Here is a 15,982-nt window from a genome sequence, read left to right as displayed (position 1 = left end):
ACCCGGTGGAAGGTGTCGACTACCAGGGTAAACCCCAGGTGGGTAGAGGCGTCAGTCCTTGTCCGTATCGGTTGCAGGTCCTGATGGCGTTGCGCCGCCCTCATCCGTCCAGTCGGAGGAGTCCTGCTCCGTCGACTGCGCGGGATCGGATACCACGTCGGGCGGTGTACCGTCCTTGCCGCGCGCGGTGCCGGCCGTTTCCGGATCCTTGTGTGCGCTCACGTCGGTGCCCTTTCGTCGAGGTGTGCCTGTCCTGCATACCCCCGAGCTGCCGCTTCCAACCGTGTGTGGCGCCGTGGCCGACCGGGTACGAAGACGACACACGCGATGTCCGGGAGGATCCGATGTCAGATCAGCACCGCATGCAGCACCCCGGGGAGCAGTACCCGACGCCACCGCTCGCTGAACAGGAGGAGATCCCGTATCCGGGACACACCTCCGAGATGGTGTCGGAGCCCGACCACGGGGAGCACACGTATCGGGGCAGTGGCCGCCTCGACGGCAGGCGTGCCCTCGTGACCGGCGCAGATTCGGGCATAGGGCGGGCCGTGGCCGTTGCGTTCGCGCGAGAAGGCGCTGACGTCGTTGTGGGTTTTCTCGACGAAGACGACGACGCACGCCGCACCGTCGCCTTGATCGAGGATGCGGGACGCCGTGCAGTGGCGGCACCGGGCGATATCCGATCCGAGGAGTTCTGCCGCGACCTGATCCGTAACACCGTGTCCGAACTGGGCGGCATCGACATTCTCGTCAACAATGCTGCCTACCAGCATATGGAGCCGGGTGGTATCACCGACATGACCACCGACCGGTTCGATCGGGTGATGAAGACCAACCTGTATGCGCTGTTCTGGCTCTGCAAGTTCGCGGTGGCCGACATGCTTCCGGGTTCCGCAATCGTGAACACCACGTCGATCCAGGCCACCAGCCCATCTCCCGGACTGCTCGACTACGCGACCAGCAAAGCCGGGATCGTGAACTTCACCAGAGGCCTCGCGGGGGACGTCGCGGCGAGAGGGATACGCGTCAATGCGGTCGCACCCGGACCGATCTGGACTCCCTTGATTCCGGCGACGATGACCCGTGAGGCCTACGAGCACTTCGGTGCCGACGTCCCGCTCGGCCGTCCGGGGCAACCGGCCGAGCTCGCCCCCGCGTACGTCTTCCTCGCGTCCCAGGAATCGAGCTATATCACCGGTGAGACCATCGCGGTCACGGGCGGTACACCCTTCGGCTGACGGTCCGACCCGCTGCCGGTCCACCGGCGTCGTCCGATGCGCCGCCGCATCCTACGGATTGTGCTCTGTTGTGTTCGCGGCCCGCATATGGTTCACCGGCTCGTGTGTCGGGTCCTGATCTCGAGCACCGAGCGCGGCGGGCCGGTCCGCGTGCATCTCGCCGACTTCCGACTTCAGGATCCGCAGCGACCTGCCCAGCCCGCGGGCGGCTTCGGGCAGTTTCTTGGACCCGAACAGAACCAGCAGGACCACCGCGACGATCGCCCAGTGCGCCGGGCTCATCGCGCCCATCAGCCGACCGCCTCATCCGTGGGATACACCGCGTCGACCTCGACCTCGACGAGCCAGCCCGGAACAGGGAGGCTGCCGACCTCGAGCGCGAAGCGGGTCGGACGGGCTGCGTTCCGCTCGAGCGGCGCTGCAGGTTCGGTGGTCCCCAGCGGAACGAGTTCGGTCTCGCCGGTCTCGAGGTTCGTGTTCGCGAAGAACTGGCGGTAGGCACGGTTCCATCCCCCGAAATCGGCGACGTCGGAACCCGGCGGGTTGTCGAGGAAAACCCGCATGGTCGTGACGTCGGCGAGGGTCAGACCCTGCGTCTCCAGATTCGCACGGATGTTCTCGAGCACGTTGATTCCCTGGGCCTCGGTGACCGTCACGCCCTCCGGCAGCTCGCCGCCCGCGAACTGCGAGGCGACGTACGACTCCGGACTGCCCTGTGGCGCAGAAGTGTTCGATACCGTCGGACCGAGCCCGCTGGTCTTGTAGACGGTTGCGCCTGCACTGATCGTGACGCCCTGCGCAATCATCGGATTCGTCTCCCCGGGTGTGATCACCGCTTCCGCGACGGGGGTCGGGGCGCTGGGCGCTGCGGCGTCGTCATCGGTGTCCGAGGAGCAGGCGGTCAGCACGACTGCGGTGGTGGCGAGGCCTACGGCCAGAGCTGCAGTGCGGACAGTGGTGCGTTTCATGGCTTCTCCTGAGAAGTAGTTGGTGGTCAGGCCGCCGCGACACGCTGGTGCAGCGCGGTGACGACGTCGCGGGCGGAAGTGAATGCGCCGTGCTGCCATGCGATCGCGTTCGAGAGGTGGTCTCCGGCGAAGTAGATGCGGTCGACAGGCTTCAGCAACAGCTCGTATTCGGGAGTGGCGACAGGATCGTGCCCGTAAGTGGAGCCCTTCCAGCTCACCCAGGCACCCTCGGAGTACTTCATGCGACGCCAGCTGCCGGAGAACGAGGACGCGATGTCGCGGCCGTACTTCTCACCGTGGATTGTCATTCCCTCGGCGACGGCTTTGTCCAAACGCTGCTTGGGGGTGAGGGATTCGAAGGCGAGGTGGCTTCTTCCGCTGGTGTAGTAGCCAACGACGACACCGCGGTCCGAACCGTAGTGGTCGTACGGGAACATGATCTGGGTGATGTCCTTGTCGGTGCTCGACGCGCCGCCGTAGATGCGGTCTTCGGTCTCCCACCAACGGCGGGTGTACTCGATGCCGAGTTTGCCGCCCGGCGACGGGACCGCCGCGGTCAATGCGTTCAGGACATCGGCGGGCAGGTTGTTGTCGAGGCGCCCGATCAGGTTCGGCGGGACCGTGCAGATGCAGTAGTCGGCGGTGATCGACTTCCGTGAGCCGTCCTGCGTGTAGGTCACTGTGACACCGTCAGCGACGTTCTTCATCGAGATCACCTCTGCACCGAAGTGGATCTTGTCGGTGCCGATCCTGTCCTGGAACGCGTGGTAGATGCGGTCCATGCCGCCGACCGGCGTCATCATGATCGTGGCCTGGTCGTAGCCGAACTCGAAGCTGAAGTTGCGTCCGAGGCCTGAGCGGATCACGTCGGTCATCGCGAACGGTTCGGTCTGGGTGCCGAAGTCGAGACCCGCACCGGGCTCGTCGGAGAACCCACGGCGTGACGAGCCGATGTAACGACCGTCGCCGGACAGATCGCCGAAGTCGCTGAGGAACTCCGAGAGCGCGTCCTTGTCGTCGGGGGACAGCACGTCGTCCAGTGCGCCGCGCGACGTCGCTTTGTGCAGCAGTTCCGACATGTAGCCGTAGACGTCGGCCTTCGCGGCGCGGTACTGGACCGACTGCCCGGAGACCGGAGTGTTGCTCTGGTAATTGACCAGCGTGTTCGCGTTCTGATTGCCGAACGGTTGGATTTCCACGCCGAGTTCGTGGCAGTAGTCGAGCGTGATGTGGCTCTGCGGGATGCGGGTGGCGCCGAGGTTGTAGTAGTGGCCGTCTGCGAATGTGCAGATCTGCTCTTCGCCACCGATCTCGGTCTCCCGGGTGCCGCCGCGCACCGAATAGACGCGTCCACCCGGGCGGGTGCGAGCCTCGAGGACAGTGACGTCGTATCCGCCCTTACCCAGTTCGTAGGCCGCGCACAGACCTGCGGGACCACCGCCGAGGATGACCACCGAGTGGTTTCCCGGTGCCGTTCCGATGAGGTCGCCCATCGCGGGGGCCTGGAACCGGTTGGGGGTGCCGGCCACCGACGGAGCGAGGCCGAGAGTCGACATCGCGCCGTATGCCAGCCCGACACCGCCGGTCATGCCGAGTCCCCGCATGAATGATCTTCTGGTGACGCTCACTTCGTGTCTCCCATCGCCCTGAGGTTGTTCGGGAGCAATCGTGGAGCGACGGTGAGTCCGGATCGCTACGTCGAGGCAACGGTTCCGCTGCGGAGAGTGAGAGTGACCGAGCGAAACCTTTCTCACTCGGGGTGGTGTGTCCGACTCACATCTGAAACGTTCGGGAAACACGGTGTGGCTAGGTTCTGCGAGCCGGATTCGAGTTCGCCGCTGATACGGGGAGGTGCCATGACCGAGTCATCTGCATTGGCGGATGCGATCGCGCGGTCGTTCGCATCGCAGCAACCGCGGCGTGCAGCAGTGTCGCCGCTCCATGCGCTCGGCCGCAGACAGCTGTCGGGCTGGGAGGTTCTGGGCCAATCCATTGCCACCACAGCGCCGGCGGCCTCGATGGTGCTGCTGCCCGTCGCCATGCACACCAACCACGCGTTGGCCTCAGGTCTGATCGTCACTGTCGTGGCGACGGTCTTCGTCACCATGATCGCCTGGTGCACCACACAGTTCACCCGGAGGATGGTCGCGTCCGGGGGCTTCTACACCTTCGTCGCGAAAGGGCTCGGCACGCGGGCAGCCTTGACCACGGGCATCGCGATGGCGATGAAGTACCTGGTCAGCGGTGCATTCAGCCTGTATTCCGGTGGGCTTGCGGTGATCACCGTCGCAGAACAGTGCGGAGTCGAGATTCGAGGCCCCGCAACGCTGGTGGTGTACCTGGTGATCGCGACCGGGATTCTGGTCGCGTTGTTGCGTGGAGTGCGGTTCGCGGCAGTCGCGATACTCGTGATCGAGGCCTGCTCGCTGATCTTCGTCGTCGGGCTGATGGTGGTCTCCGATGCGGACTCGTCGCCGGTGCAACCGGCTCCCGATGGCAGCACCGGGATGTGGCTTCCCGTCGCACTCGCTGCGGTGTTCGCACTCGCCGGATTCGAAAGCGCGACGTTCATTGCGCCCGAGGCGCGCCGCCCGATGATCACCGTCACGCGGACTGTGCTCGCAACCCCGATCATCTGCGGAATGTTGTTCATACTCGCCGGCTGGGCCGCCTGGAGCGGGCGCGCCGACGCCCTGGTCGGGGCTTACCTGCACGGCACGTCGACCGGTGTGAGCCCCGTGATTGTGGCGCTGCTGCATCTCGGAATGTGTTGTTCGTGGCTCGCGTCGGCGATGGCCTCGTCGAACGCGGCGTCCAGATTGATGTACTCGATGGGCGTCGAGGGAGTCCTTCCGAGTGTGCTCGGGGCGGTGCACAGAAGACTGCGGACCCCGTGGGTCGCGCTCGTCACGGCCATGACGGTCCTCGCGTCCATCGCGCTGAGCGTTGCAGTATTCGGTCCCCGACCGGACTGGCTCAACGTCACGCTACGAATCGCGCTTCTCATCGCCTATGTCCTGGTAGCTGCCTCGGCGGTGGCGTTTCTCGCGCGGATCCGGGAGTCGACGGTACTCATCGCCTGGGCGGGTGGCATCGCTGCTGGTACCGGTGCCGCGGCGATCGGGTTCATCGTTGCCGGGCACGTACTGGACGGGCGGTACGGTGCGCTCGTCGCCGTGTGTGCTTTCCCGATGGCGGCGACTCTCTGGTATCTGCACCTGAGCAGGGTCCGGCCGGCGAGTCTTGCCGCTGTCGGGATCTTCGACAGCCCGGGCTCTGAGGACGTGCTTCCCGGCGCGGGTGTATTCGCCGAGAATGCGCGCGGTGACGTTGCTCTCGTCGGCGTCGACCACCCGGGCGCGGAGCACCGATGAGTATCGGATCGGCAGGACACGAACCGCGAGCCGTTCAACGTGCCCTCGCGATGTTGGAGGCCGTCGCCTCCCTCGGTGCGGGTACGTCGGCACGAGACATTGCGACACTGACCGGAACTCCGCCTGCGACCGCGTACCGGCTGCTCAACCTCCTTGTGGCCGACGGGTATCTCGTGAGAGTGGAGGACCTGTCGGGTTTCGCTCTCGGACGTCGTATCCGGGAACTCGCGTCGGCTGCGCCCGATCCAGTTGAGGACGTCGCGGGTCCTGTCGTCGAAGAACTGCGAACCCGGACTCGGTACGGGATCTACCTCGCCTCTTACAGTGGTGGGCGAGTGCACCTGGTGGACCGCGATCCGGACCATGAGCTGTCCGGTGAATCGACGTGGACGACACACCTGCACGCGTCGGCGATCGGGAAGCTGCTTCTGGCGCAGCGACCCGAATTGATCGGGAACGGGCCGTTGCGCCGCATCACCGACCGCACCAAGATCGAGCCGACGGAATTGATAGCGGAACTGCAGAACGTCCAGGACTCGGATGCCGCATACGAGGTCGACGAGAGCCGCATCGGGCGGACCGCACTCGCAGTGCCGGTGCGTACGAACGACGGTCGGCTCGCCGGTGCACTGACTGCCACCGGGCGCACCGGCAGGCTCGATGTGAAAGATTCGGCCCTCTGGGAGCTGCTGCGGTCGTACGCCTCGCTGCTGCAAGAGTCATGAGCCGTCCTCTGACCACGAGCGGCCAGGTGGGACGAGGGATCCATGGCTCGGGTACCGAGGCCGGTCTTGTACTGTTCGAACCGACGTAGGGAACACCGGTGTGAATCCGGGGCTGTCCCGCAACTGTCACCGAGGAGCTGCCCCCCGATTTCATGGTCACGGCCCGCACGGGCTGGAAGGCCGGGGGAAAGCGTCGATCCGGGAGCCAGGACACCTGCGTCGGCCGAAGCAATACCACGAGGATGGACATGAGTATTTCGATTTTCGCCGCCCGTGAGCGGCGGCACAGGGTACTGCGCGCAGGCGTCGCCTTCGTCGCCGTGGCGATGACCGTTGCCGGCTGCTCGTCGAGCGACACAGACTCCGACGCCACTGATCAGCAGGCGGCCCGCGCCGCATCGGGATCGACGAGCTACCCGCTGACCATCCAGAACTGTGGCCGAGAGATCACTGTCGACGCCCCACCGCAGCGGGCCGTGTCCCTCAACCAGGGGTCGACGGAAATCCTGCTGTCGCTCGGCCTTGCCGACCGCATGGTCGGCACCGCGACCTGGACCGACCCGGTGCGCGAGAACCTCGCAGCCGAGAACGAGAAGGTCCCGCGCCTCGCCGACAATAATCCTTCCTTCGAGGTCGTGCTCGACACCGAACCCGACTTCGTGTCGGCCTCCTTCGGGGGCACCCTCGGCGAGGGCGGAGTCGCGACATCGGAGCAGTTCGAGCAGCTCGGGGTCCCGTCGTACCTGTCGCCCACCGACTGCGACGGCAAGGACGACAACAGCGTCAACTCCGATGGCAACCGGACCGAGCCGCTGACGATGGACGCGGTGTACAAGGAGATCCGCGAACTCGCGGCGATCTTCGACGTCACCGAGCGTGGAGAAGGGTTCGTCGCCGAGCTTCAGCAGCGATATGAGAGCGCCGCGGGTGATGTCGACGGATCCGGGGTGTCGCTTGCGTACTGGTTCGCCGACACTGCCACCCCGTATGTCGCGGGCTGCTGCGGTTCGTCGGGCATCATCACCGACTCCGTCGGCGCGAAGAACGTCTTCGACGACACCACGAACGAGTGGCCGCAGGTGAGCTGGGAGTCGATCCTCGATCGTGATCCCACGGCACTGGTACTCGGCGATCTGAGCCGGCGCAGCATCGCGGGTGACGCGCTGGACAGCAAGATCGAATTCCTCGAATCGAATCCGGTCACCCAGCGTCTGACGGCTGTGCAGAACCAGCGGTACATCGTCGTCAACGGTGCCGACATGAACCCGTCGATTCGTACGATCGACGGCATCGAGAAGGTGGCCGGCGCTCTGCGCGAGTGGAATCTCGCGGGCTGATGGTGTCGGCGACGAAGTACCGGTCGCCTGCCGAACGTACCCCGGTCGCAGCGGTCGTCGTCGTGGTCGGGCTGGTGGTACTGGCGTTCTCGATCGCAGTGACCGTCACGATCGGCCCGGCCGAACTCTCTGTGTCGGACGTCTACGCGGTCATCTTCGACCGGGTGGGGTTGGCAGACAGCTCGGTCAGCGCGATCCGTGAGGGGATCGTCTGGGAGCTGAGGCTGCCGCGGACCCTGCTGGCCGCGGTGTGCGGCGCGGGTCTCGCGGTGTGCGGCGTGATCATGCAGTCACTGCTGCGCAACCCGCTGGCGGATCCGTTCGTCCTGGGGATCTCGTCGGGTGCGTCGACCGGTGCCGTGATGATCGCGGTGCTGGGCATCGGTGGCGGTGCCGTGTCGTTGTCGAGCGGTGCCTTCCTGGGCGCGCTCGTGTCGTTCGCGCTCGTCCTGTTGCTTGCGACCGGCGCGGGCGGAGGTACTTCGCGCGTGGTGCTCGCGGGCGTGGCAGGGACCCAGCTGTTCTCGGCGTTGACGTCGTTCATCGTCATCTCGTCCGCCGATGCGGAGCGCACCCGTGGGGTGCTGTTCTGGTTGCTGGGGTCGCTGTCCGGTGCTACGTGGAGCGATGTGGCGCTCTGCGGCGCGGTGTGTGCGCTGGGCATCGTGGTGTGTCTGGTCAAGGCGTCCTCTCTGGACGCATTCACATTCGGTTCGTCGACCGCCGCGACGCTCGGGATCTCGGTGGGACGTACCCGGCTGATGTTCCTGTTGGTGACCGCTCTGATCACCGCCGTGCTGGTCAGCGCTGCGGGCGCAATCGGGTTCGTCGGTCTCGTCCTGCCACACGCGGCACGATTCCTGGTGGGTCCCCGGCACAGTCATCTCGTGCCCGTCACCGCCGTGGTGGGTGCAGTGTTCATGGTGTGGGTGGATGCGGTGGCCCGCACCGTGTTCGCACCGCAGGAGGTACCGGTGGGTGTGGTGACCGCTCTGATCGGCGTGCCGGCCTTTGCGCTGATCCTGTTCCGTACGAGGAGTACGCCGTGACACTGTCCGCAAAGTCGCTGCGGTGGAGCCGCGGTGGGAATCTCGTCATCGACGACGTGACGATCGAACCTGTGCAGGGCGAGACGATCGGGCTGTTGGGGCCGAACGGGTCGGGTAAATCGTCCCTCCTGCGCTTGCTCGCAGGCATCGATCGTCCCGATGAGGGGTCGGTGGCTCTCGATGGACAGGACATCGGGAGTCTCGGGCGCCGTGATCTGGCGCGCCGGGTTGCGATGGTCGGGCAACACGCGCACACCGAGGTCGACATCCGGGTGCGGGATGTGGTGCGACTCGGCAGGATTCCGCACGCCGATGTGTTCGGACGCGACGACGGCGGAGCGGACGCCATCGACCGTGCCCTTGCCGTGACGGGGATGGCCGAGTTCGCCGACCGGTTGTGGCGCTCGATGTCGGGTGGGGAACGTCAGCGAGCGCAGATCGCCCGGGCCCTCGCGCAGGAACCCGAAGAACTGCTGCTGGACGAGCCGACGAACCACCTCGACATCCAGCACCAGCTCGACATTCTCGAACGGGTCGCGGCACTTCCGGTGACCAGCTACGTGGCGTTGCACGATCTCAATCTCGCGGCGATGTTCTGCGATCGGGTCGTGGTGCTCTCGAAAGGCCGGATCGTTGCGCACGGCACACCGTCCGAGGCGCTGACCGCCGAGATGATCGAGCAGGTGTACGGGGTGCACGCGACGGTGACCGTCGACGACGGTGTCCCTGTGATTCGCTATCACAGGTTGCGCAGCCCTGCTGCCCGTGCGTGATTCCGGTGGTAGTCCCGGACGCTGGAATCACGCACGGGTGAGTGATCTTCTCTCCCGTTCGGATGTGCCACCCCAGATCCCGAACTGCTCGCCGATGTCGACCGCGTACCGAAGGCACTCGTCGGCGACAGAGCAACCGGCGCAGATCCGCTTGGCGTGGTTCTCGCGGCGGAGCCGCTCGGTGGGGGTTTCGGAGTCCGGTCCGAAGAACGGTGACGGGCCGAAGAATCGGCAGTCGGCCTGTGCCCACCAGTGAATGTCGCTGTCGAGGTGTCGTTCGTCGTGCATCTCACTGGCTTTCCGCGGCGGAGTAGGGTGCGAGGCCCGCATTGTTCTCGTCGATTCGGATGATGCGGCCCAGATGTGGGAAGGCACGTTGGGTGCACGACGGGCGGTCGCACACCTTGCAGCCTGCGCCGATAGGTACGGTCGTGTCCGGATCGTCGAGGCGCAGGCCGCGTGAGTACACGAGCTTCTCGGCGTAGCCGAGGTCGCAGCCGAGCCCCACGGCGAAATCGCGCTTGGGCGCGAGATATCCAGGCATGCCTTCGTGAGTGGTGCGGGCCAGCCACAGGTAGGTTCGCCCGTCGGGCATCTGCGATACCTGGGTCAGGATCCTCCCGGGGGAGGTGAAGGCTTCGTGCACCACCCACAACGGGCAGCTGCCACCCACCCGTGAGAAATGGAATGCAGTGGCGGACTGCCTCTTCGAGATGTTTCCGGCTCGATCGGTGCGGACGAAGAAGAACGGCACCCCGCGATGTCCGGGACGTTGCAGGGTCGACAGCCGGTGGCACACCGTCTCGAAGCCCACTTCGAACTTCGCGCCGAGATGGTCGATGTCGTAGCGCATCGCCTCGGCCGAGCGAAGGAACTGGGTGTACGGCAGGATCAGCGCGCCTGCGAAATAGTTGGCCAGGCCGACGCGAGCAAGGGCCCGTGAGCGTTCGGGCAACGTGTCGGCGTCTGCGACGATCGCGTCGATGGTGTCGGCGTGTGCGATGAACGCGAGCTGCGTCGCCAGCTGGAATGCGCGTTGGCCTGGGGTGAGGCGTCGCGCGAGGGTCAGGACCTTCGCGACCGGGTCGTACGACCGTTTCGGTCCGATGCGGTCGGGTTCGTCGGTGCGGATGGTCACAGTGATGCCGTGTTCGTCGTGCAGCAGGCTGCTCAGCTGCAGATCGAGCCCGCCGACCGTCAGTCCGCGGCTGGTGAACAGTTCCTCGGCGGCATCGTCGAGTCCGGCGATATGGTTGCGGCGGTCGTAGAAGAAGTCGCGGACCTCCTCGTAGGGGGTCGTTGTGGCGTGGTCGGCGACGACCCCCGGATCGCCCGGGGCGAACTGCTCGAGCTGTTCTGTAGCGCCGCGCAGCCGGCGGTGCAGCGACACCAGTGCGCGTGCCGCAAACGGAGTGCGCGACAACAGTTCGTCGATCTCGGAGGCGGAGACCGCAGTGGTGTCGGGGTTCTCCGCGAGCACCTCCTGGAGGTCTGCGAGGAGACGGGCGTCGGTGTCGGCAGCGAAGAACACCATGTCGAGGTCGAACATCGAGTTCAAGCGCAGCAGTACCGGCACGGTGAGGGGACGGTGGTCGTTCTCGAGCTGGTTGACGTAGCTGGTGGACAACCCGAGCGTGGTTGCGAGCGCGGTCTGGGTCATCCCGCGTTCCTCCCGCAGGCGGCGCAGACGGGCCCCGGCATACATCTTCTGCATGGGTGCGAATCTAGCATCCTGGCCTTACGCAATCTTCGCAAATTTGCTCGATGTGTTCCGCAAAAATAGGCATTTGCAAGGCATTTCCAACTTTGCTAATCGCTGCGTAGCGTGCAAACCGAAGCGCCGACGTTCGGAGGATCCAGTGAAGACACATCTCGTACGCACCCATCGGTCCGCGGAAGAATTTCCGAAGGAAGAGCACCTCGCGTGGCGGATCGCGGAGGTTGCGACCGACCCGGTCGAGGTTCCGGACGACACCGCAGACATGATCGTCAACCGCATCATCGACAACGCCGCGGTCGCCGCCGCGTCGCTGACTCGCCGACCCGTGTCGAACGCGCGGGCCCAGGCCCGAACGCACCCGTACACCCCGGGTTCGACGGTGTTCGGGGTCGGCGGCACCTACTCGCCGGAGTGGGCGGCGTGGGCGAACGGGGTCGCGGTGCGCGAGCTCGACTTCCACGACACCTTCCTCGCTGCCGAGTACTCCCATCCGGGCGACAACATCCCGCCGATCCTTGCGGTGGCCCAGCACGCCGGACGCAGCGGTGCCGAGTTGATCCGAGGCCTCGCCACCGGCTACGAGATCCAGGTCGACCTGGTCCGTTCGATCTGCTTGCACGAACACAAGATCGATCACGTCGCGCATCTCGGCCCGTCCGCCGCCGCCGGCATCGGGACACTCCTCGGGCTCGACACCGAGACCGTGTACCAGGCCATCGGACAGGCCCTGCACACGACGACGGCCACGCGTCAGTCCCGCAAGGGCGAGATCTCCAGCTGGAAGGCCTACGCTCCCGCTTTCGCGGGAAAGATGGCCGTCGAGGCCGTCGATCGTGCCCTTCGCGGCGAGGGCGCCCCGTCTCCCATCTGGGAGGGTGAGGACGGTGTGATCGCGTGGCTGCTCGGCGGCCCGAAGGCCGAGTACGACGTGCCGTTGCCGGCACCCGGAGAGGCCAAGCGCGCGATCCTCGACACGTACACCAAGGAACACTCGGCCGAGTACCAGAGCCAGGCTCCGATCGATCTCGCCCGCCGCATGCGAGAGCGCATCGGCGACCTCGAACAGATCGAGTCGATTGTTCTGCACACCAGCCATCACACCCATGTCGTGATCGGTACCGGCTCGAACGATCCTCAGAAGTTCGACCCACACGCGTCCCGCGAAACCCTGGACCACTCCGTGATGTACATTTTCGCGGTCGCATTGCAGGACGGTGTGTGGCACCACGAACGTTCCTACGCACCCGAGCGTGCGCAGCGCCCCGACACGATCGCGCTCTGGAACAAGATCTCCACCGCAGAGGACCCGGAGTGGACGCGCCGGTACCACTCCACCGACCCCGCAGAAAAGGCATTCGGTGCCCGCGCCGAGGTCACGCTGAAGAACGGCGAGGTCATCGTGGACGAACTCGCCATCGCGGACGCCCACCCGCTCGGTGCGCGCCCGTTCGCTCGCGACCAATACATCGAGAAGTTCCGCATCCTCGCCGAGGGTGTCGTCGAGCCGTCCGAGCAGGACCGCTTCCTCGACACCGCGCAGCGCGTCGCCGACCTGAAGGCCGGTGAACTGGGTGGTCTCACCTTCACCGTCACCGACGACGTGCTCGCACGGGCACCGAAGCTGCCGAAGGGCCTGTTCTGATGACGGGACTGATCGCTGCCTCCACCACTCCGGCGGACAAGCGCATTGCCTTCCGGAAGGGCCTCGAATCGGGCACCATCACGCGTCTTCCCGGCGCGATCAATCCGCTGACGGCCAAGCTCGTCCAGGAGATCGGTTTCGAGGGCGTTTACATCTCCGGCGGAGCCTTTTCCGCAGGGTTGGCGCTGCCGGACATCGGGTTGACGACGCTGACCGAGGTCACCGCACACAGCGCGCAGATCGCGCGGGTCACCGACCTGCCGGTGCTCGTGGACGCCGACACCGGCTTCGGTGAGCCCATGAGCGCTGCCCGCACCGTCACCGTGCTCGAAGACGCCGGTGTCGCCGGTCTGCACCTCGAAGATCAGATCAACCCGAAGCGGTGCGGTCACCTCGACGGCAAGGCCATCGTCGGCACCGACGAGATGGTGCGTCGTCTGCGCGCCGCGGTATCGGCTCGCCGCGACTCGAACTTCGTGATCTGCGCCCGCACCGACGCGGCGGGTATCGAAGGGATCTCCTCCGCCATCGATCGTGTGAAGGCCTACGCCGAGGCCGGCGCCGACCTGATCTTCACCGAGGCGCTCCACACCACGGCGGACTTCGAGAAGTTCCGCGCCGCAGTGGATGTGCCGTTGCTCGCGAACATGACCGAGTTCGGCAAGTCGCAGCTGATCCCCGCACAGGTTCTGGAGAAGATCGGCTACAACGCGGTGATCTACCCGGTGACCACTCTGCGGTTGGCCATGGGTGCCATCGAGAAGGGACTGCGGGTCATCCATGAGGAGGGAACGCAGGAGAACCTGCTCGACGAGATGCAGACTCGCTCGCGGTTGTACGAGGTGCTCGAATACGAGCGCTACAACGAATTCGATTCCGGGATATTCAATTTCACCCTCGACAGGAGGCAGTGATGACAGACACCGCTGTTCCGACGATCTACAAGGGTCTGGCCGGCGTCGTCGTCGACACCACCGCGATCTCCAAGGTGGTGCCCGAGACGAACTCCTTGACATATCGCGGCTACGCCGTACAGGATCTGGCCGCGCACTGCAGTTTCGAGCAGGTGGCGTACCTACTGTGGAATGGTGAGTTACCGACCGATGCGGAACTGACGTTGTTCATGCAACGTGAACGTTCCGAACGTCGGGCCGACCGGTCGCTGCTCGCGCTCGTCGCGAAGCTGCCGGAGAGCTGCCACCCGATGGACGTGGTGCGGACCGCGATCAGCTACCTCGGCGCCGAGGATCCGGCGGAGGCCGACAGCACTCCCACCGCGAATCGCGCCAAGTCGCTGCGCATGATGGCGGTGCTGCCGACGATCGTCGCGGCGGACCATCGCCGTCGCCGTGGCCTCGATCCGATCCCACCGCACCATTCGCTGGGGTTCGCCGAGAACTTCCTGAACATGTGCTTCGGATCTGTGCCGGAACCCGAGATCGTCAAGGCGTTCGAGGTGTCGCTGATCCTGTACGCGGAGCACAGTTTCAACGCATCGACGTTCGCGGCCCGTGTGGTGACCTCGACGATGTCCGACATCTACAGCGCCGTGACCGCCGCGATCGGCGCACTCAAGGGACCCCTGCACGGCGGCGCCAACGAGGCTGTCATGCACGACATGCTCGAGATCGGCGAACCGGAGCGTGCCGAGGAGTGGATGCGTGGCAAGCTCGCTCGCAAGGACAAGGTGATGGGCTTCGGCCATCGCGTCTACAAGAGCGGTGATTCGCGCGTTCCGACGATGCGGCACGCATTCCGCGACGTTGCTGCCCGCACCGACGGCGACAAGTGGGTGCGGATGTACGACATACTCGAGAAGACGATGGTCGACGCCACCGGAATCAAGCCGAACCTCGACTTCCCCACGGGCCCTGCGTATTACCTCATGGGATTCGACATCGAGGTGTTCACGCCCATCTTCGTGATGAGCCGTATCAGCGGCTGGACGGCGCACATCATCGAGCAGAGTGAATCCAACGCGCTGATCCGTCCGCTCAGTGAATACACGGGTGTTCCGCAACGGTCCGTCGTGGCCTGACACCCGCCTCAGCGGCGCCCCGGGCTGTTTCCGTCACCCGTCTCCTGTCCCGGGGCGCGCTTCTGAAGTGGCCCGCACCGATGATCCGGTGGGGGCCACTTCGGGTCATTCCGGAGGTTGCCACACCGAGGTTCGTGTCATGCCCGCCGCGCGGCCCTTACCGGAGATGACCAGCGCCATCTTGCGGGAGGCCTCGTCGATCATCTCGTCGCCGAGCATCGCCGCGCCGCGGGACCCGCCGGCTTCGGACGTGCACCACTCGTAGGCGTCGAGGATGTTCTCGGCGTGGTCGTAATCGGTCTGATCCGGGCTGAAGGCTTCGTTGATCACGTCGACCTGGGTGGGGTGGAGCACCCATTTGCCGTCGAAGCCGAGTGCCGCGGCTCGGCCCGCAACACGTCCGAGACCCTCGAGGTCCTTGATTGCGAGGTAGGGGCCGTCGATGGCCTGCTTGCCGTGGGCGCGGGCTGCCATGAGGATCGACATGAGAATGTGGTGGTATGCATCGCCCACGTCGTATCCGGGCGGTTGCTCGCCCACGACGAGCGATTTCATGTGGATCGACGCCATGAAATCGGCGGGTCCGAAGATGAGCGTTTCGATTCGCGTGCTCGCCTGCGCGATGGCATCCAAAGCGATGAGCCCCGAAGCGGTTTCGATCTGGGCTTCGATTCCGATCTGGCCGACCTCGAGCCCGGCCGACTTCTCGATCTGCGTCAGGAGCATGTCGAGCGCGCGCACCTGCGCGGCGTCCTGCACCTTGGGTAGCATGATGCAGTCCAGGTGCGCGCCGGCGCCTTCGACGACGTCGACGACGTCGCGGTAGGTCCAGGGCGTGGTCCAGTCGTTGACCCGGACTGTGCGGATCTTGTCGTCGAACCCACCCTCGAGGAGAGACTTCACGATGATCTCGCGTCCGGCAGCCTTGGCGTTCGGTGCGCACGCGTCCTCGAGGTCGAGGAAGACCGCGTCCACAGGCAGTCCGCGCGCCTTGTCGATCATCTTGGGGTTCGATCCGGGTACCGCGAGGGTGCTGCGCCTCGGGCGGGTGGTGCGGGTGCTCATAGGACACCTTTCGTATATCGAGACTGTACTGATGTATCTGATTATGAGTAATA

At 65.5% G+C, this 15,982-nt stretch carries 16 protein-coding genes and 1 riboswitch; of the genes, 9 read left to right on the top strand and 7 right to left on the bottom strand.

The genetic code is table 11. The features are described 5' to 3' along the window. Window positions 1-51: 51 nt before the first annotated feature. Window positions 52-222 carry a hypothetical protein gene (locus EV641_RS29570; protein WP_199233391.1) on the bottom strand — a complete coding sequence of 57 codons (171 nt, stop codon included), beginning with the start codon at window positions 220-222 and terminating at the stop codon, window positions 52-54. 122 nt (window positions 223-344) lie between these two features. On the opposite strand from EV641_RS29570, the gene EV641_RS25865 reads away from it, so the two are divergent. Further along, entirely contained in the window at window positions 345-1,238 is an 894-nt protein-coding gene (locus EV641_RS25865) for an SDR family oxidoreductase (RefSeq protein ID WP_132475776.1), read from the top strand. Between the two features lie 51 nt (window positions 1,239-1,289). Here EV641_RS25865 and tatA read toward each other — a convergent pair whose 3' ends face one another. Genes tatA through EV641_RS25850 form a run of 3 tightly spaced genes read right to left on the bottom strand, consistent with a single transcriptional unit; the run spans window position 1,290 to window position 3,810 of the window. Further along, complete coding sequence (gene tatA, locus EV641_RS30000) at window positions 1,290-1,529, bottom strand: Sec-independent protein translocase subunit TatA (RefSeq protein WP_241997477.1); 240 nt, start codon at window positions 1,527-1,529, stop codon at window positions 1,290-1,292. Then, entirely contained in the window at window positions 1,529-2,206 is a 678-nt protein-coding gene (locus EV641_RS25855; protein ID WP_132475773.1) for a Rid family hydrolase, read from the bottom strand. The genes tatA and EV641_RS25855 overlap by 1 nt, the downstream gene beginning before the upstream one ends. Before the next feature lie 26 nt (window positions 2,207-2,232). Continuing rightward, window positions 2,233-3,810 carry a flavin monoamine oxidase family protein gene (locus tag EV641_RS25850; protein WP_132475848.1) on the bottom strand — a complete coding sequence of 526 codons (1,578 nt, stop codon included), beginning with the start codon at window positions 3,808-3,810 and terminating at the stop codon, window positions 2,233-2,235. A gap of 252 nt (window positions 3,811-4,062) precedes the next feature. Between EV641_RS25850 and EV641_RS25845 the strand changes: the two genes are divergently transcribed. The 5 genes from EV641_RS25845 to EV641_RS25825 all read left to right on the top strand — a co-directional run bounded on the left by EV641_RS25845 (window position 4,063) and on the right by EV641_RS25825 (window position 9,464). Continuing rightward, window positions 4,063-5,580: an APC family permease gene (locus tag EV641_RS25845; RefSeq protein WP_054713707.1), complete on the top strand. Its 1,518-nt coding sequence runs from the start codon at window positions 4,063-4,065 to the stop codon at window positions 5,578-5,580. Continuing rightward, window positions 5,577-6,305, top strand: coding sequence for an IclR family transcriptional regulator C-terminal domain-containing protein (locus tag EV641_RS25840; protein ID WP_132475770.1), 729 nt, complete (start codon window positions 5,577-5,579; stop codon window positions 6,303-6,305). Before EV641_RS25845 ends, EV641_RS25840 begins: the two co-directional genes overlap by 4 nt. 66 nt (window positions 6,306-6,371) lie before the next feature. Further along, window positions 6,372-6,542: riboswitch (cobalamin riboswitch) on the top strand. Between the two features lie 89 nt (window positions 6,543-6,631). Next, the gene (locus tag EV641_RS25835) at window positions 6,632-7,642 is read left to right on the top strand and encodes an ABC transporter substrate-binding protein (RefSeq protein ID WP_132475845.1); all 1,011 of its coding nucleotides are present in this window, start codon (window positions 6,632-6,634) and stop codon (window positions 7,640-7,642) included. After that, window positions 7,642-8,691 (top strand): iron chelate uptake ABC transporter family permease subunit, encoded by a 1,050-nt coding sequence (locus tag EV641_RS25830; protein ID WP_132475767.1) that lies wholly within the window; start codon window positions 7,642-7,644, stop codon window positions 8,689-8,691. The genes EV641_RS25835 and EV641_RS25830 overlap by 1 nt, the downstream gene beginning before the upstream one ends. Then, a complete protein-coding gene (locus EV641_RS25825) occupies window positions 8,688-9,464 on the top strand; it encodes an ABC transporter ATP-binding protein (RefSeq protein WP_132475764.1) in 777 nt (258 codons plus the stop codon). The genes EV641_RS25830 and EV641_RS25825 overlap by 4 nt, the downstream gene beginning before the upstream one ends. A gap of 27 nt (window positions 9,465-9,491) precedes the next feature. Here the strand turns inward: EV641_RS25825 and EV641_RS25820 are convergent, their stop codons facing one another. Further along, the gene (locus tag EV641_RS25820) at window positions 9,492-9,752 is read right to left on the bottom strand and encodes a WhiB family transcriptional regulator (RefSeq protein WP_132475761.1); all 261 of its coding nucleotides are present in this window, start codon (window positions 9,750-9,752) and stop codon (window positions 9,492-9,494) included. A 1-nt stretch (window position 9,753) separates the two neighbouring features. Beyond that, complete coding sequence (locus tag EV641_RS25815; protein ID WP_132475758.1) at window positions 9,754-11,178, bottom strand: short-chain fatty acyl-CoA regulator family protein; 1,425 nt, start codon at window positions 11,176-11,178, stop codon at window positions 9,754-9,756. A gap of 145 nt (window positions 11,179-11,323) precedes the next feature. Here EV641_RS25815 and prpD point away from each other — a divergent pair, with 145 nt between their 5' ends. Genes prpD through EV641_RS25800 form a run of 3 tightly spaced genes read left to right on the top strand, consistent with a single transcriptional unit; the run spans window position 11,324 to window position 14,864 of the window. Then, window positions 11,324-12,826 carry a 2-methylcitrate dehydratase PrpD gene (gene prpD, locus EV641_RS25810; RefSeq protein ID WP_132475755.1) on the top strand — a complete coding sequence of 501 codons (1,503 nt, stop codon included), beginning with the start codon at window positions 11,324-11,326 and terminating at the stop codon, window positions 12,824-12,826. Next, window positions 12,826-13,740 (top strand): methylisocitrate lyase, encoded by a 915-nt coding sequence (prpB, locus tag EV641_RS25805; RefSeq protein ID WP_132475752.1) that lies wholly within the window; start codon window positions 12,826-12,828, stop codon window positions 13,738-13,740. Before prpD ends, prpB begins: the two co-directional genes overlap by 1 nt. After that, window positions 13,740-14,864, top strand: a complete 1,125-nt coding sequence (locus EV641_RS25800; RefSeq protein ID WP_132475749.1) for a bifunctional 2-methylcitrate synthase/citrate synthase — start codon at window positions 13,740-13,742, stop codon at window positions 14,862-14,864. The genes prpB and EV641_RS25800 overlap by 1 nt, the downstream gene beginning before the upstream one ends. 105 nt (window positions 14,865-14,969) lie before the next feature. On the opposite strand, the gene EV641_RS25795 is transcribed toward EV641_RS25800, so the two are convergent. Next, a complete protein-coding gene (locus tag EV641_RS25795; protein ID WP_132475746.1) occupies window positions 14,970-15,929 on the bottom strand; it encodes a CoA ester lyase in 960 nt (319 codons plus the stop codon). Between the last annotated feature and the right edge of the window lie 53 nt (window positions 15,930-15,982).

The organism is Rhodococcus sp. SMB37 (assembly GCF_004345605.1).
Classification (GTDB): Bacteria; Actinomycetota; Actinomycetes; order Mycobacteriales; family Mycobacteriaceae; genus Rhodococcus.
Note: the sequence above shows the minus strand (reverse complement) of the source record. Positions and strands in the feature narration are given on the sequence as shown.

Bases quoted from the DNA above. Each gene is read 5' to 3' on its own strand.
- EV641_RS25835 (WP_132475845.1), top strand. From the start codon at position 6,632: ATGACCGTTGCCGGCTGCTCGTCGAGCGACACAGACTCCGACGCCACT.
- EV641_RS25815 (WP_132475758.1), bottom strand. From the start codon at position 11,178: ATGCAGAAGATGTATGCCGGGGCCCGTCTGCGCCGCCTGCGGGAGGAA.
- EV641_RS25795 (WP_132475746.1), bottom strand. From the start codon at position 15,929: ATGAGCACCCGCACCACCCGCCCGAGGCGCAGCACCCTCGCGGTACCC.
- EV641_RS25850 (WP_132475848.1), bottom strand. From the start codon at position 3,810: ATGCGGGGACTCGGCATGACCGGCGGTGTCGGGCTGGCATACGGCGCG.
- EV641_RS25865 (WP_132475776.1), top strand. From the start codon at position 345: ATGTCAGATCAGCACCGCATGCAGCACCCCGGGGAGCAGTACCCGACG.
- EV641_RS25840 (WP_132475770.1), top strand. From the start codon at position 5,577: ATGAGTATCGGATCGGCAGGACACGAACCGCGAGCCGTTCAACGTGCC.
- tatA (WP_241997477.1), bottom strand. From the start codon at position 1,529: ATGGGCGCGATGAGCCCGGCGCACTGGGCGATCGTCGCGGTGGTCCTG.
- EV641_RS25800 (WP_132475749.1), top strand. From the start codon at position 13,740: ATGACAGACACCGCTGTTCCGACGATCTACAAGGGTCTGGCCGGCGTC.
- EV641_RS25830 (WP_132475767.1), top strand. From the start codon at position 7,642: ATGGTGTCGGCGACGAAGTACCGGTCGCCTGCCGAACGTACCCCGGTC.
- prpB (WP_132475752.1), top strand. From the start codon at position 12,826: ATGACGGGACTGATCGCTGCCTCCACCACTCCGGCGGACAAGCGCATT.
- EV641_RS25845 (WP_054713707.1), top strand. From the start codon at position 4,063: ATGACCGAGTCATCTGCATTGGCGGATGCGATCGCGCGGTCGTTCGCA.
- EV641_RS25855 (WP_132475773.1), bottom strand. From the start codon at position 2,206: ATGAAACGCACCACTGTCCGCACTGCAGCTCTGGCCGTAGGCCTCGCC.
- EV641_RS25820 (WP_132475761.1), bottom strand. From the start codon at position 9,752: ATGCACGACGAACGACACCTCGACAGCGACATTCACTGGTGGGCACAG.